Origin of the sequence: Dyadobacter arcticus, assembly GCF_011762185.1 — a bacterium.
GTDB classification, from domain to species: domain Bacteria; phylum Bacteroidota; class Bacteroidia; order Cytophagales; family Spirosomataceae; genus Dyadobacter; species Dyadobacter arcticus.
This window is the reverse complement of record NZ_JAASQJ010000008.1, coordinates 24813-40714: the sequence shown is the minus strand read 5'-3', so window position 1 is coordinate 40714 and position 15902 is coordinate 24813. Positions and strand designations below refer to the sequence as shown.

Annotated in this window: 16 protein-coding genes; 12 read left to right on the top strand and 4 right to left on the bottom strand. The window is 42.9% G+C overall.

The features are described 5' to 3' along the window. Positions 1 to 215 precede the first annotated feature (215 nt). The 9 genes from FHS68_RS26050 to FHS68_RS26010 all read left to right on the top strand — a co-directional run bounded on the left by FHS68_RS26050 (position 216) and on the right by FHS68_RS26010 (position 8743). The gene (locus FHS68_RS26050; protein WP_167277186.1) at positions 216 to 1628 is read left to right on the top strand and encodes a site-specific integrase; all 1413 of its coding nucleotides are present in this window, start codon (positions 216 to 218) and stop codon (positions 1626 to 1628) included. A 49-nt stretch (positions 1629 to 1677) separates the two neighbouring features. Beyond that, positions 1678 to 2652 carry a hypothetical protein gene (locus FHS68_RS26045; protein WP_167277183.1) on the top strand — a complete coding sequence of 325 codons (975 nt, stop codon included), beginning with the start codon at positions 1678 to 1680 and terminating at the stop codon, positions 2650 to 2652. Positions 2653 to 2763: 111 nt separating this feature from the next. Beyond that, the gene (locus FHS68_RS26040) at positions 2764 to 3105 is read left to right on the top strand and encodes a helix-turn-helix domain-containing protein (protein ID WP_167277181.1); all 342 of its coding nucleotides are present in this window, start codon (positions 2764 to 2766) and stop codon (positions 3103 to 3105) included. Between the two features lie 12 nt (positions 3106 to 3117). After that, the gene (locus tag FHS68_RS26035) at positions 3118 to 4347 is read left to right on the top strand and encodes a primase-helicase family protein (protein ID WP_208408464.1); all 1230 of its coding nucleotides are present in this window, start codon (positions 3118 to 3120) and stop codon (positions 4345 to 4347) included. Between the two features lie 241 nt (positions 4348 to 4588). Further along, positions 4589 to 5533: a toprim domain-containing protein gene (locus FHS68_RS26615; protein ID WP_167277178.1), complete on the top strand. Its 945-nt coding sequence runs from the start codon at positions 4589 to 4591 to the stop codon at positions 5531 to 5533. A gap of 124 nt (positions 5534 to 5657) precedes the next feature. Next, a complete protein-coding gene (locus tag FHS68_RS26025; protein ID WP_167277175.1) occupies positions 5658 to 6035 on the top strand; it encodes a plasmid mobilization protein in 378 nt (125 codons plus the stop codon). Then, positions 6025 to 6960 carry a relaxase/mobilization nuclease domain-containing protein gene (locus tag FHS68_RS26020; protein WP_167277173.1) on the top strand — a complete coding sequence of 312 codons (936 nt, stop codon included), beginning with the start codon at positions 6025 to 6027 and terminating at the stop codon, positions 6958 to 6960. Before FHS68_RS26025 ends, FHS68_RS26020 begins: the two co-directional genes overlap by 11 nt. After that, complete coding sequence (locus FHS68_RS26015; RefSeq protein WP_167277170.1) at positions 6957 to 7541, top strand: hypothetical protein; 585 nt, start codon at positions 6957 to 6959, stop codon at positions 7539 to 7541. The genes FHS68_RS26020 and FHS68_RS26015 overlap by 4 nt, the downstream gene beginning before the upstream one ends. Positions 7542 to 7780: 239 nt before the next feature. Next, positions 7781 to 8743: a virulence RhuM family protein/type II toxin-antitoxin system death-on-curing family toxin gene (locus tag FHS68_RS26010; protein ID WP_167277167.1), complete on the top strand. Its 963-nt coding sequence runs from the start codon at positions 7781 to 7783 to the stop codon at positions 8741 to 8743. Positions 8744 to 9062: 319 nt separating this feature from the next. Here FHS68_RS26010 and FHS68_RS26005 read toward each other — a convergent pair whose 3' ends face one another. The 4 genes from FHS68_RS26005 to FHS68_RS25985 form a co-directional block, all read right to left on the bottom strand. Then, complete coding sequence (locus FHS68_RS26005; RefSeq protein WP_167277164.1) at positions 9063 to 9797, bottom strand: flavodoxin family protein; 735 nt, start codon at positions 9795 to 9797, stop codon at positions 9063 to 9065. A gap of 201 nt (positions 9798 to 9998) precedes the next feature. Continuing rightward, positions 9999 to 11360 (bottom strand): lactonase family protein, encoded by a 1362-nt coding sequence (locus tag FHS68_RS26000; RefSeq protein ID WP_167277162.1) that lies wholly within the window; start codon positions 11358 to 11360, stop codon positions 9999 to 10001. Between the two features lie 161 nt (positions 11361 to 11521). Then, the gene (locus FHS68_RS25995) at positions 11522 to 12025 is read right to left on the bottom strand and encodes a YkgB family protein (protein WP_167277160.1); all 504 of its coding nucleotides are present in this window, start codon (positions 12023 to 12025) and stop codon (positions 11522 to 11524) included. Between the two features lie 447 nt (positions 12026 to 12472). Further along, positions 12473 to 13057, bottom strand: a complete 585-nt coding sequence (locus FHS68_RS25985; RefSeq protein ID WP_167277153.1) for a sigma-70 family RNA polymerase sigma factor — start codon at positions 13055 to 13057, stop codon at positions 12473 to 12475. Between the two features lie 434 nt (positions 13058 to 13491). Between FHS68_RS25985 and FHS68_RS25980 the strand changes: the two genes are divergently transcribed. The 3 genes from FHS68_RS25980 to FHS68_RS25970 all read left to right on the top strand — a co-directional run bounded on the left by FHS68_RS25980 (position 13492) and on the right by FHS68_RS25970 (position 15822). Further along, the gene (locus FHS68_RS25980; RefSeq protein WP_167277151.1) at positions 13492 to 13692 is read left to right on the top strand and encodes a hypothetical protein; all 201 of its coding nucleotides are present in this window, start codon (positions 13492 to 13494) and stop codon (positions 13690 to 13692) included. 393 nt (positions 13693 to 14085) lie between these two features. After that, positions 14086 to 15342: a beta-propeller fold lactonase family protein gene (locus tag FHS68_RS25975; RefSeq protein WP_167277148.1), complete on the top strand. Its 1257-nt coding sequence runs from the start codon at positions 14086 to 14088 to the stop codon at positions 15340 to 15342. 129 nt (positions 15343 to 15471) lie between these two features. After that, positions 15472 to 15822, top strand: a complete 351-nt coding sequence (locus FHS68_RS25970) for a DUF6799 domain-containing protein (RefSeq protein ID WP_167277145.1) — start codon at positions 15472 to 15474, stop codon at positions 15820 to 15822. Positions 15823 to 15902: the final 80 nt, after the last annotated feature.

Below are 15902 nucleotides of genomic sequence, written 5' to 3'. Positions count from 1 at the left end.
AGTGGGCCCACCTGGAATCGAACCAGGCACCTACTGATTATGAGTCACGTAAAAATAGAATTTTTTACTACTTTCTTATTTTTTGATATTTTTTCAAATGTTAATATATCAGGTAGTTAATAACTTTTTGGCTACTTTTATTTTTTGTTGTTTGTGGATATTTTCTAAATTTGTATTGCAAGTCTATTGCAACCACTACCAAATGACAAGAAATCATGGGTGTTATAACGGTTAATTTATTTCTGGACAAACGTACCTCAAAGGAGGGCGCAGGTATCGTAAAATGGTTGGTTTCCTTCGACGGAAAACAGAGACTTTTTACAACTGGAATAAAGGTGCAGGATGAGGATTGGGCGTTCCTGAAAAAACATAAAAGTGGAATTCCCGGCCAGGTCAAAAACGATTATCGAAGGAAGTTGTGGAACATGCTTTATGGCAACTATTTTGAAGAAGAGTACACTGGTAAAGAGGTTGAAGGTTTCCTTGCTCGTGCCAAGTCTATTATCTCCAATTTGGGAGATGATTTTAGCTTCGAGCTGTTTGCCTATAAAATAGGTATGTTTGGTCAGGAGCGCAAACCAACAGAAAACGGGAAGGATAAAAATAATGTAGTCGCCGCCCTCAAATTGAAAGCTGCGTTCATGACTGAACAAGGTAGAATCGGGAATGCTACCAGTTATTTGTCAGCGGCTGCTTCTCTTATCCGGTTTTCAGAATCCTTTACTATTATCCAAAGGCATGAATATTTAAACTTCATTGCTCCAAAGGGCAAGACTGTTGCCGCTGAGGATTTGGTAATGAAATTCGAACACCTGACACCGCAGTTGTTAACCATCTATGAAAGATGGATGCTCAAACACGGCAAAGCTGCAAAAAGCAAAAAAGGGAAAGCTTTGCCTGCTTCGTTAACTACGGTAGGTATCTACGGTCGCCACATCCGTTCGGTGTTTAATGATGCTATCGAAAATGGAATCGTTGGCCGGGACTTATATCCATTCACCAAAAATCGTTATACCATCCCAGCCGGTAACAACACAAAAAAAGCATTGACGAAGGTGGAAGTACTAAAAATTATGGAGTACCAATGTACGCCAGGTATGGAGCAGCGTAGTCGTGATCTGTGGGTATTTTCATATTTGTGCAACGGTATGAATATTAATGATATTTGCCGATTGAGATGGGAGGATATTCAGGCCGATAAATTGACCTTTGTCCGGCAAAAGACGGCGAGAAGTAGAAAGAGCAATCAGACACGTATCAAAGTGACTCTATTTCCCGAGACATTATCAATCATAGATAGATGGACAAATGGCGACAGACATCCTAGAAAGCACGTCTTCCCATTTCTTGAAAATGATATGGAAGCGTTAAGAGAAAGGATTATTATTAGCCAGGTAATCAAGATCACCAATCAATATATGAGAGGAATTGCGAAAGAGCTTAAAATCGAGCGTGATGTAAACACATATAGCGCCAGGCATTCCTTTGCAACGATCCTTCTGCAATCCGAAGCGCCACTCGCATTCATCAGTCAATCGCTCGGTCACACATCAATTTCAACCACGGAAAGCTATTTAGGTAGTTTTGATGATGAAAAAACGAAGAAATATCTCAGCGCGTTGTTATAGTCCTAAGCCTTGAACATCGTCTAGGTAGCCAGTATTGAAATTTCAAAGCATGAAGCACTTCAAGGAATATTTCACCTTTTTACAAAAATTTGACCTTCGCCTTTCAGAAATCAGGGATAAGCGCGAGCCTGCGGAACTTGGTCCAGTCTTTAAACCAGGATATGATATTACCCATCAGACCCGACATTTCTCATTGCAGTTTGCAAAGCGCCTGCAGATTTTAAAGGATTTGGCTATAATCGACATTATTGGAGCAGATACCAAGAGTCGAAAAGCATATCTGAATCAGACAAAAAAGCTTCAATCCTTATTCAACAGGTTTTGGGAGAATTACTTCCGCTGTTATCCTGCGAATAGCGAAAACTTTCAGGACAACTTTTTGCTTGTTATCGAATTCGCAGAAATCTTCTACACTGACCTTTTAGAAACCAATAAGACAGATGCGATCGTCACACCGGAGTTTTTGGAAGACCTTTGCGATTCGGTCCGGGAAAGAGAAGAAAGCCTGTCGGCCTTCATAGAGGAAGTCACTGTACTTGAAGAAGTAGGAGAACGTGATCTAGAGGTAGAAAAGATGACTGCTGGCGAAACATCAGCAATGCGAATTCGCCGTTTCCCTGTATTTATCGAAGGAATAGCAGATCAGTTTTTTAAAATCTTCAAGGAATATTTTGATGAGAAAGAACAGCAGCCATTGTTCTCGCTGCTGACCAACAACATTTCACCTAACCAGAAACTACTTTTTAATAGCAATGGCAACCAGCTGGCTGATGCTTTCAAGCAGCTCATAGAAGCCAATCTGATCGTTTCTTGTAACAAGGCAGAGCTTGAAAGTTGGATCATTGAGCATTTTCAGTATGTTTCAAATGGCCAGGCCAAGCCCTTCACAACTGGATATTTGAATGGAATCATTTCTTCGGATACTAAAATTTGCAAGTCGCCAATTCTTGATGTCATCAGGAACAGCGCCAGTGGCTTTGCCTTGGCTGCTGTTGGCAGAAGCAAAAAAGGGAGTGACAATTAAATAAAAATCAAAAAATATCGGTAGGCAAACGTGGGGTAACACTGCTTCCAACTTGTAACCCACCAAAACAAGCACCTAACATTGCGGTATCAAACAAAAAACGCTATTGTTATGGAGCAATACTCATTTGACCAGCTGCCCCGCGCAGTTTCAGAACTTCACAAAAAGCTCGACAGCATCCAGGATCTTCTTTTGGAATCCCGGCCGCCCATCCCCCCAGCCGTGGAGCTCTTGACGATTTCCCAGGCCGCTGAGTTTCTTAATCTTTCCGTGCAGACGCTGTATGGAAAAGTCTGTCACCGGGAGATCCCGGTCAGCAAGAAGGGCAAAAGGCTTTACTTCTATAAATCCGAATTAGAGGAATGGATCAAATCCGGCAAAAAGAAGACCATGACCGAACTCCGCGAGAAGCTTCCGTCCCTGGTGAGCACAGGCAAAGGAAGACGTCACTAAGCTGTTTACCTGATGATGTCAGCCAACAACTATCCGTTGAACCTGCCAGGCAGCTATATACGGGTGCAGACCGGCTATTACAAAAAGTGTATGCAGCCCACGGTCAGCAAGGAGTTTATGGAGATGTGGATCCCGTGGTCGGCCGAAATGCTCAGACAGGACCTAGAACCCAGTCAGATCAAGAAGATCAGAAAGTTTGATGGTTTCTGCTGTGTTCCCGACCACCTGGATTACAAAGAGATCGTCGGAAACTTTTACAATCTCTACCATCGGCTGGAAGCTAGGCACGAGCCAGGTGACCCAGCTGTTACGCTCGCGTTTATACAGCACATTTTCGGGGAACAGTTTGAGCTTGGCCTGGACTATTTAAGCCTGCTTTACCAGAGACCAACACAAAAGCTTCCGGTGCTGTGCCTGGTTTCCAGAGAGCGTAAAACCGGCAAGACAACTTTCTTAAACTTTCTGAAAATGATCTTTGGCAAGAACATGACCTTTAACGGCAACAGTGATTTCCGCTCGCAATTCAATTCCGACTGGATGAACACGTTGATCATTGCTGTCGATGAAGTGCTGCTCGATCGAAGGGAGGATTCAGAAAAGATAAAGAACCTGAGTACTGCCAAAAATTCCAAGGTTGAAGCCAAAGGAAAGGACAGGAAAGACACGGAATTTTTCGGCAAGTTTGTGCTGTGCTCCAACAATGAAGAAAACTTCATTGTCATCGACCCAGCCGAAACCCGGTATTGGATACGCAAGGTGCCGGTGCTTCCATCCGAAAACATCCATCTGTTGGACTTAATGGCTAGCGAGCTTCCATCCTTTCTGAATCACCTGCTTTCCCGGAACCTCTCAGTCCCCATACCTCAAACCAGGATGTGGTTTTCGGAAAGGCAGATCCGGACGGAAGCGTTGATGCGCGTCATTCGTAACAACCGAAACCGACTGGAAACGGAAATGCTCTTTATCCTTCGCGAGATCTTCGAGAATACGGGCATCAGCAAGCTCGAATTCACCAATAAGGACATGCTTGAACTTTTGAAACGGAATATGCCAAGGTTGACGCGCCAGCAGGTTTCCAATGTGCTGCAAAATGATTGGGGCTTAAAACCGGTGGCTAACAGTTTGAATTACCAGACCTATTTGTACAACAGCTGCAATGACCTTGCTGCGGTGCATTCAACCGGCAGGTATTACAGTGTTTCTATGGACTGGATTAGCCAAAAGTTTGATGAGGGGCTGTAAACTGCCACTTAACTAATTAAATATCAGCAGATAACATGCTCATCAAAGTATATCTATTTATGATGAGGTTTGATGAGCACGATGAGAAAACTCATCATGGCGAATATGCTTGATGAGGCTTTGATGAGCCCATAACTTACATGATTATCAATTATTTATATTCATTTCTCATCGTCTCATCATAAAAACGGCTTCTACCAGCCAGCTTAAAACGAGTGTTTGCTTATCAAAAAATAAAAACGTGAATATCAAGCAATTAAACCAGCTACCCATCACTGATTTTCTAAGTAAAATCGGCATCGAGCCCAGCTATAAAAGGGGTGAAAACCAATGGTATGTATCTCCTATCCGAGAGCCGGAGCATTCCCCATCGTTTAAGGTGAATACATCTATCAACAGATGGTATGACTACGGGCTTATGCAGGGCGGCAAGTTATTTGACCTGGCCGAAAGGCTCTATCCAAATCAGGAAGCAAGTAGTCTGATAGAAAAATTGAACAGTCTTTTTCTATTTGAACAGCAAATCCCAAACCCTTCATTGAAGGATAAGCCTATATGGCAAAGCGTTACTGAGAAACCAGTCAATGCTGCTGCAATTACAATCAACGAGATTAAGCCCTTGGGAAACAATCTGGCAATAACGAGCTATCTGGAAAGCCGGGGTATTCCGGTGGAAATTGCAAGGCCCTACTGTAAGGAAGTGTATTACCAGTTGGATGACAGAAAATATTTCGCTGTTGGATTTGAAAACAGGTCGGGCGGTTATGAGCTCAGAAATCCTAATTTTAAAGGTTCATCATCACCCAAGGATATTACGCACATTGACAACGGAGGCAAGTCCATCTGTGTGGTGGAAGGGTTCATGGACTTTCTTTCACTGCTTACTTTGCAGAAAAACGAGCATCCAATCCGCAGTGATTTTCTAATCCTGAATTCGGTAGCACTAGCAGACAGGAGTCTGAATATTTTGGAAGGTTACCGCAGCATTTTCCTGTACCTGGATCATGACAATGCTGGCAGAAAAACGCAGGAAAAATACCAGTCCGCAGGGCTCAAAACGGTTGACGCCTCGATCATTTACAAGCAGTACAAGGATGTCAATGACTATTTAGTCAGTCAGAAATCAAGCCAAAAAGAAGTGAAAAAGCAACAGACTTTCAAAAAGTCTGGAGGGCTGCATTTGTAAAAGTCTTCAGAGAGCAAGTTTGTGTTTTCGCTTCGCAAAAACCCGCCCCGCTCCCGCGTGACCGGAAACTTGCCTTTCTCTCCCGTTGGTCGCAAAAGGTTTAAAACAGATAATGGAATGTGAGATGGAAAAGACAGAAATCAAAGACCCAAAGCCCTATAATCCCAAAGGTGGAAGGCCGCCGAAAAAAGTAAAACGGCAGAGCCAACTAATGGTAAGGCTGACAGAAACCGAGCGCTTTCTGATCGAAGAAAAAGCAAAAGATGCAGGGATGAAACCAAGTGCCTGGTTGAGGCAAGCTGCCAAGAAAGCGAAAGTCTTAGCCAGGCTCCAACCGGATGACCTCAGACATCTGAGGACACTGACGGGTATGGCCAACAACCTCAATCAGCTCGCGCACCTTGCCCATAAAGAAGGATTGATATTTATCCGGCAATCCTGCAGAGAGCTGCTTTTGCAAATCGATTCGATCCTAAAAAAACTCGGCAGCGATGATCGGTAAGGTAACGATTGGCAGCAGCTTCGGAGGTGTAGTCCGGTATGCGATGGAAAAGCAGGATGCCAGTCTGCTACTGGCCGAAGGTGTGAGAACGGATCAAGTCCGTTCCATTATTGATGACTTTAATATGCAAAGGAAACTGAACCCCAACCTGACAAAGGCAGTCGGGCATATCTCACTCAGTTGGAACAGGGAAGATGCGGTCCACCTATCGCCTGAGATTATGCAGCAACGTGCTTTGGAGTACATGAAAAAGATGAAGATTACCGGCACGCAGTTTATCCTGGTGGAGCACCGGGACAAAAATCATCCGCATCTGCACATTATCTATAACCGGGTGAATAACGAAGGCAAGACAATCTCAGACCAGTTTCAAAAAGAGAGGAACCACAAAGTCTGTAAAGAGATCACGCTCAAATACGGATACCATTTGGGAAAATGCAAAAATCAGGTCAACCGGCAGCAGCTTAAAGGCGCAGACAAAGTCAGATTTGAATTATATGATGCAATTAAAATAGCAAGCGCTACCGCTGCAAGCTGGAATGAGTTGAACGCCAAGCTGGAAAGGCGAGGCATCGAAGCCATCTTCAAATACAAATCTGGCACCAACGAAATTCAGGGAGTCAGCTTCACCAAAGGCGGTCTTCAATTCAAAGGGTCTAAGATCGACCGGAGTTTGAGCTTTAGGAAGCTGGATGCAGTGATCCAGCAAAATCAAAAACAAGCGATGATGCAGCAGTTTCAAATCCAGCCAGGATATCTACCCGACCGCCCGCAAGAAAGATTCCAGCTCGCTACTCTCTCCCAGCAAACCATTGATGACAAAATACTTGATGACTTGCTCCGCCCTGTCCAGCAATATGACCAGCAGAGTACGAATCCAATAAAAAAGAAGAAACGTAAAAAATACTTAGGACAAAGCTTATGAAAAAGATAGAAGAACAACTCGAATCGATTGAAGAAGTGCTTTCACTTGTGATCAGGAAAAACGCGTCGATTGAGAATCTGATCCAAACTGCGGCCGAATCGCAAAACAAAACGCTTGCGGATACCCTGATTGACATAAAAAAAGATTTAAAACAGTATTCGTCGAGTCAAAATTTAGAGACTAACCTTTCGGAAATAAAGCAAGCAGTTGCAAGTGTGCCAAAAACTCCGGAAGTCCAGCACCACCATCACTTCGACCTTCAATCGAAGGGCTTTATTATCTCCGCAGCATTGCTGTTGCTCTCAACGGCCATAAGCATCGCAATGGCCATCAGCAACTACAACGAAAGCAGCCGACTGCAAGAAAGCGATACTAAATTCCGCATTGCCAGGCAGCTCAGTCCAGCTTTGATCGCAGAGGTCGATAGTATTTACTATGAAGATCCTGACCGGGCGGAACTTGAAACACAGAAGCGTGAGGCACATGAGATAACAGTCAGAGAAGCCGAAAAACTTTTGAAACAGAGGCAAAATGAGGCGAAGCAAGCGCGGGAGTTGCTTAACCATCTTAAAAGGGATTGATTTTGACTTCTGTTGTCGGATAATCTTCTTTGTTGATTTAAATGAATGAATTCGGCAGTAAAAGTTTATGAAAGGTAGTGTTGGGGCCACTTAGTTAAGCATTGTACCTGACTGGCCGCACCCTAGACGAGCAAGATGAGTAAAGGTGAAGTATTATTACGTCCTCGTAAAACAGCCCATTCGCTACGGCTTATTAACATTTATAAATTTATTGTAAACTTGAATTCTAGATCCAGAAAATGCAGAATCAAATAGAAATCTACCAAAGCCAGGACGGGCAGACACAGATAGAAGTAAAATTCGGGGAAGAAACCGTTTGGCTGGACGCTCATTCTTTAGCTGAAATATTTTCGGTTCAGCGTCCCGCTGTAGTAAAACATATCAGTAACATATATAAATCCAATGAGTTAGATCCTGCTGCAACCTGTTCCATTTTGGAACAGGTTGCAGCAGACGGAAAGAAAAGAAAGATGCACTTGTATAACCTGGATGTTATAATATCTGTTGGCTATAGGGTGAATTCAACAAAAGCCACTCAGTTCCGGCAATGGGCAACCCAGCGCTTAAAAGACTACCTGATCAAGGGTTATGCGATTAATGAGAAACAACTGAATCAAAAGCAGCAAGAGGTACAAACCCTAAGGGACGGAATCCGTATACTAAGCCGGGCAATTGAAACAAAGATGGGCGATAAAGATTTGACATTGCTCGACCAATTCGCCAAAGGTCTTGAATTACTAGACGACTACGATCATGAAAAATTGGATCCGAAGGGTATTACAACTCGCCAGGCGAAGTATCCGCAGGTATTAGATTACCGAAATATCATTGAGAGTATGAGAAGGGATTTCGACTCAGATATTTTTGGTAAGGAAAAGGATGATAGCTTCCAAAGCTCCGTAGCACAGATAAGCAAAGGGTTTGGAGAGATAGACTTTTACCCTTCAATTGAAGAGAAGGCCGCCACATTACTTTACCTGATCATTAAAAACCATTCATTTGTTGATGGAAATAAGCGAATTGCTGCTGCTTGTTTCCTGTTGTTCCTAGAAAATAATGACCTTTTAAAATCGGGGGCCGGGACGGCACTTATCAGCAATGAAGCTCTTGCAAGTTTGACGCTTTTTGCTGCGGCCAGCAAACCAGAAGAGATGGATACGGTTAAGAAGTTGATTATTAGTGTACTTAATAGGAATCAGTGAACTTCTTATTTATTTAAAAGGCCTAGGGTAACAGACTCATAACCCCTCGGTATTTTTTAGGTAAATACTGAGCAGAGCCATCTCCTTTCTAAATGATTTTACTATAGTGGGTACAGAAATACCGTGGTTAAAATGAAATATGGTAAATTTTTTTTTACCATATAAGAGGCTTTGGGCTGACAATATAGTACAGTTAGAAGCTTTCGTTAAACGTTTAATCGTACTTGTACAATCGTTATCCTTTTGATTTCGCCGAATTACTCAGTTAGGAATGTAGATAGATAAAAGAATAAATTAAAGTGATTGCTATGAACACGGTTTAGCGGTATTCCGGATTGTCAAAATGCCATCTCGCTCCGTCATCCCACGCTTCCCGGGAATTGCCGTAGGACGGATACCCGCCCTGCTCTTTGAGCATTTTGGCCAGGTGCATCAGGTTGTAGGTCATGAAGGTGGTGTTCCGGTTGGTGAACTCAGAGTCAAAACCTATCGGGGTAGACAACTTGTCTCCCTTCCACTCCGTATCCCCGTAGCTGGGTCCCGGGCCTACTGCGCCGATCCAGCCGCAATCTGCCTGGGGCGGGATTGAGTAGCCTACGTGCTGGAGCGAATACAGAATACCCATGGCACAATGCTTGATGCCATCTTCATTTCCTGTCACCATGCAGCCGCCCGCTTTGCCATAAAACAGGTATTGACCCTTCTCGTTCACTTGTCCACTCATGGCATACAGCCGCTCGATCAGCTTTTGAGCAACGGACGATTTTTCACCCAGCCAGATGGGCGTTCCAACGACCAGAATATCGGCATCCATAATTCGGGCAAACAGGGTGGGCCACTCGTCTTTTTCCCACCCGTACTGGGTCATGTCTGGATACACCCCACTGGCCACCTCGTGGTCGACCAGCCGAATCTGATCTACGCTTACGTTTTCTTTCGTCATTATGCGCATCGAGACCTCCATCAGGCTCCCAGTGTGGCTGGTGTCCGGCGATTTCTTAAGAGTGCAGTTGACGTATACTGCTTTCAGGTTAGAAAAATCGTTTTTCTTCATTTTGTAATTAGGTTAGTGTTTTGAAGTAGAGAATACGGTGCCACAGAGCACTCCATTCCGTGGCAGGTTGGTTCATCCCACCTTTGGGCAAATCCTGCTACTTTTAATGCCAAAAAATTGACCAGACGAAAACTGAATGACAGCTTCTACTTCTGGTCAAAATCAAAAATTGAATATCTTCCCGGTTATACTTGCAAGGCCTTATAGGTCGAATCCTGCCAAACCTAAGAAATTATACTTTCCAGCAATACCTGCTCCCGCAGACGTTGTTTTCAAAAAAGTTTGTGATTTATAGGCGGCACCCGATCCTGAATTCTCGAAAAGATTAATTGAGAATGATTGGAAAGCGCCAAGATTGTAGACATACTTATTATCCGGAGAAATCCACAATTCTTTGGAATCACCATTGGGAGCAATACCACTTCTGGCCTCTGTTTTTGTTAGCATTAACCCGGATGAGCCTACATTGAATGTCGAAACAAGATTGGTTTGAAAACTGGCGACGAATAATTTATCACCCGTAGAGTTCAATACGGTCCAGCAAGCTTCGTCAATCGCTGATGGTGAAGAAACCCCGTAATTGGCGGCCTTTGCTACTATAGAGCCGTTATCGTCCAAAACTGTTACACTATTGTCTAATTTAGCAGGAATCAGGTTAAAGTTCGAAACAAATAGTCTTGAATTGCCCGAAATAGCCCAATTGAAACCTATGGTCCCTGAAATACCCGGTTCTTCAAAATAACGCCGATTACTGACTGATCCATTGGCAAAATCATACACATAAACCCGGCTTGGATGTTGTTCGTCGAGCGAGGTTAATTTGGTAGCAAAATGGGCTATTCCCCATGTCGCTACGGCCAGTTTTTTTCCATCCGGGCTAAAACTTACCGTTGTAGGACCTCCATTTTCGCGAACGTACTTATCTAATTGCTTCTCAGGGCTTAGAGCTCCGGTTTTAGCATTAAATGTAAAAAGCTGAATGTTTCGTTCATTATCAGTCGCATCGGGCTGTGTCAGGTCCTGCGCATGAAATGCATTGTCCGGATAACGTTCAATTGCGGCTCCATCTTTTTGTACATTGGGATTATTCCATTGATTGCCAACAACTACCCAATACTCGTCGTCTATCCCTGATTTTTTGGTATAGGCTATACTTACGGGCCTGGTTCCTCCCGAAATGGTGTTGCTTTTAAAGGCGATATCGCCATTGGATTTATTTAGCGAAAAGACTGAAATTTGATTGCCGCCTGCGTTGGTATTGAGCAAATAATCGCCAATGATCTGAACGGCCCCCTGGGCGTCAAAATCGCCATGAGCATCACCACCAGCTTTTACATCAGCTCCACCCTTACTATTGGTGGGATATGCAGTTTCATCTGACAACGAACCATCTGCATGACGGGAAAATTTTACGACCTGATTTATATCTTCCCCATTTGTGGTCGTATAGAGATAGCCGACAACTTGAATAGATGGATCCGGGTTGTGGTCTTTTATACAGCCCTGAAAGAGTAAAATACTACATACGACTACGGCTTTGAGCAATTTTGATTGATATCCCATTTTGTGAATTTGAATTGGTTTATGATTGTATGAATTGAAATGCGGACTTGTTGAAAATAATCGAGCAAAATTTAATTACTGATGACAGGTCATCAGGTACTGATATTCATCATACAGATGAAATGATCAGTCTGATATTTCAGCTGTAAACCCAAGGTTAACTAGGTATTTGTCCTCAGGATCAAACCCCTCGAAGCGGCTAATGCTTCGCCGGCCGACCAAACCGATGCGCCAAACAAGACGACATCCTTGGCCAAAAATTGACCTGGAAGAGCAGAAAGGAACGGAAACCCATATCCTTCCTGTATTACGCCGGGAGTAGAAATCATGAAAGTCAGCGTGATAACAAAGGTTAGGACAGCTGCGATGCTGCCAATCGCGGACGCCTTTGGAGAGAAAGGTCTGCAAACGATCAGGATTCCGATGACAATTTCAATAAAGCCAAGCAGTCCTGAAAAAGAGGTAACGCTTAAAAAGTTGTAAGTCCATGAGAGCAGTGGACTATGCTCAACCAGGGGCTTAATCCCTTCGGCTTCGTAGGTGGTAAATTTCAGGATGCCTATCCAGATGAACACGATCGCCAGACCATATCGGATTAGTTGCGTTCCTATGTTTTCCAGCTTGGCGTCATTGGGAAAATCAACAGGTAAAGTTGTGTTTTTCATACGTTCCAAAAGATTAAGTGCTAGCCCTTTAATCTCTTAGTCGCTGATTAGACTAAACCTTACAACTATTTTTGGGTTCTATAAATATCTGCTTCCTTCAAGCCTGGTTTTTATGTGTGACACTGATTGCAACTACCTAATAATCAATTCATTAATTATAGATTATTTCTCATCTAACTGCGTAGTAATTTTCTCCTGCAGAGCTTCCTTGAATTGCTGATCCAGGCCAGTATCATCATTCAACTTATTATCCAGAAGTTTCTTTATACTACGATTTATCATAAGGCTCTGCTTTTGATAAGTCCGGCAAGGGTTACAGCATGCCAGGTGAAGCAACAACTCCAGGTGCTCACTAAACCGAATTGAATCAATCTGCTTCTTTTCGATCAGAAAAGTCGCTTTGCGGCAATTACAGTATATCTTTTTTAAGGAGTTCATGTTGGTTTGCTAGTTCAAATTTTTTTGAAGACAAGCCCTCAGATTCAATTTGGCCCTATGAATAATCACCCAAAAGTTAGCTGGCGTTATGGAGAGTTCATCGCAGATTGTAACCGTTGGCTTCTCATCCATATGCTTCATCGTAAAAACTGAAAACCAGAGATTGGGCAGCTTCTTCATACATTTCTGGAGAATTTCCATTAATTCTGTAGCATCTTCTGCTTCATCAGTGACTATTTCGAATTCAACAGGCCTGTGTTTCACAATCCAGTGACCATCATGTTCATTAAAGAATGGATTCAGCTCAGAAATGTCAAGCATTTCGAGCCGCGCAGACAATTTTTTCCTATGTATGTCGCTAATCTTGTGTTTCAGGATTGCTGTAAGCCAGGTAATTTCGGAACATCTGGCTTCAAACTTATCCATTCGTTCAAGGGCAGCCAACAATGTTTCCTGAACCAAATCCCTGGCTAAATCTTGATTTTTGATACGTTTAAGTGCAAAGTTATGCAGGTAGTCGGCATACCTTGCCACCCATTTATGCGGATCAAGGGGGTGTGTGGACGAAAGCCCGCGTGCTTTTCTGCTATACATATCTCAATGCATATGTTTTGCCTGGTTTAAGACGCTGTTCCATATTAAGCTTAAGCCTTTGATAACCTAATTTTACTCAAGGAATCACCTGAGGGAAGTTTTCCTGTTCTATTAGTCGCAATACTGAACCAAACCTTACAATAATAAATCAGAAATTGAATTTAGGCTATCAGCTGAAAATTAATTTGTACGGGCATGGCGCTGCCCTTACTTTAGTTTATCCTACCTTTCACTTCGATGTACGTTAACTCTAAGCTTGTGTGCCGCTGTCCGGTCCGATTACCGGATACGTAATTTGGTTTGGAAAGACAATTTTGTAAGACGCTGATGGCTGCACTGCCAGGAATATAAAAAGGATTACAATAAGAGCGCATCTAGATCTGCCATTGAAAATTCTGGCTTTTTTAAACTGAATCATACGATTGGAATTAAAGATGGAAAATACGACTGCCAAGGTAGGCTTCAGTTTCCTGCTGGGAAATGACCAGAATTCCCGAATATTTGATGTTTTTGCCCATAAATGCAATATTTTAGCAGGGGCATTGATGGATGGACCGGCCGAAAGTTATGCACTGGTTATATTTCGGACCCAGGTTTTAAGATATATGATAGAGCCGGGCGATATAGGCAATTAATCGGGAAATACAGGCATTGATTCATATTACTAGGGCCGGTAAATTTGTTTTAATATTTAAGGAAATAGAGTTGTTTTCTGCAAACTATGAGACAATTATCAAAAACTGCACATAGATTCTACTTATCAGAGTTATAGTAAGGGCTATTGGCACTCATATTCTACCCTTCGGAATTATCCCCCTCAAATAATCTTATCTTTTAGTTCACTGTGAAAGATGGAAAGCTCATGTACTTTCCTGCCATTCCTAAGTTAAATTATTCACAGTGAGTAAATTAACAATCGTTGGCCTAATTGACTTCAAAGTCAAATAGTACGGTATTTTGACTATTTCTCATATCATTTTAAATGTAGTATAAACAATCAGCTTCATTATCACTAAACTATTTACTTTATGAAAAACGTACTTGTTTTGATTTTGCTTTGCATGTCCATCTGTTCCTGCAATGACCATGGTACACCTAATGCTTCTGCTGACATTCTTTATGTTCAAACCAATAACTTTGAAGACAACCAAAATGCAGTACTTGCCTATAAGGTTAAGAGCGATGGGTCATTGGAACCCTTGATGGGCAGTCCTTTTCTTACCAAAGGCTCGGGCGTTGGTAACCCTATGCAAATATTAGGTCCACTTGATTCTGATTATGAATTAAGGGTATCCGCAGATGGGAAATTCCTTATGGCTGTAAATTCGGGCAGCAATACGATTGCTGTGTTTAGCATAAAAGCCGATGGAGCACTTGAGCATGTTCCCGGATCACCCTTTCCATCCAATGGGCAAACACCGGTTGCGTTAGATATTTCAGGCAATTTTGTATTTGTTCTCAACAAGAGTCAAGACCCTTTGCACGCTACTCCGCAGCTCCCGAACTATTCTACTTTTACAATCGATGGTGCGGGAAAATTGACGCCTGTTCCAGGTGCGAAATTTGAAACGACAGCAGGTACCTCTCCTTCCAATGCCCTGGTTTCCCGTGATGGCAAATTTTTATTCGGTACCGACTTTCTTGGTTTCATGTTAATGCCCCCTGTTGGCACCTTACGCACCTTTACAATCAGTGGTTCGGGTTCCTTAACCCCGGTAGCGGGCTCGCCTTACGTGGTACCAGGCATGAACGGCACAGCATTGGGATTATGGCAGCATCCATCAGGATCCGTATTGTATGTGGGTAACCCGTTACAGGGAATGGTGAATGTGTATTCAATTGATGGCGTCACTGGTGCTCTAACCCTTCAAACATCAGTAGCTGCCGGAAAAGCCGCGTGCTGGATCCGTACCAACAAAGCTGGCGATCGCATGTACGTTCTTAACTCAGGCGATAATACCGTACAAGTATACAACACTTCAAATCCCACGGCTCCTTCGTCTATGCAAACGTTCGAGCTAAAAAACTCGGGGCCTATCTATCCGGGACCAGGAGGTGCAGCGTTTAAAACAAGTCAGGATTTCTCCATTGTTTTTTCTTCAGCAGAGGACAAGTTGTTTATAGTTAATCAACATACCAATGCGGACTTTAGCATTGGCAACTTCAACTTTTTACATTCTTTGAAAATTGCTGCTGACGGAATGGTAACAGAAGAAATGGAACCGGTTCAAATACCAGTTCCTAACACCGTTAGGCCAAAAGGCTCGGCAGTGGTAAGCAGGTAAAACACAAATAGGATCAGATTACCATTACGGTCGTCTTCAAGCATCCATCAAGGCTGGCATACTTATTTAAAATTTACTGTATACCTGCTGATTACCAACAGCATTTTCAACTTTTAACCAAATACTGCGATGAAAAAATTACTTGTTTTAATGGCCGCATTTCTATTCTCCTTCAGTGTTTACGCTCAGGAAAAAGACAAAAAAATGGACAAGATGGATAAGATGGAAGCATCAACCAAGGATTGCGTGATGATGCACGACGGAAAAATGATGGTCATGAAGGGTGGTGAAACAATGGCAATGGCAGAAGAAATGACATTAGCAAACGGGACAATGGTCATGACGGATGGAATGGTTAAGATGAAGGATGGCAATACCCAAATGCTCAAGGAAGGCCAGTGTGTTTACATGGACGGGAAAATTGGCAAAATGAAGATGAATAAGATGAAGATGAAGGATAAGAAAGAGGGAACAAAGTAACCTCGTTAAATGCTGGCCAGGTACATATAAAATTGTACTTGGCCAGTTATACAATGGAAATCCAAAAGTGAGGAAGTAGC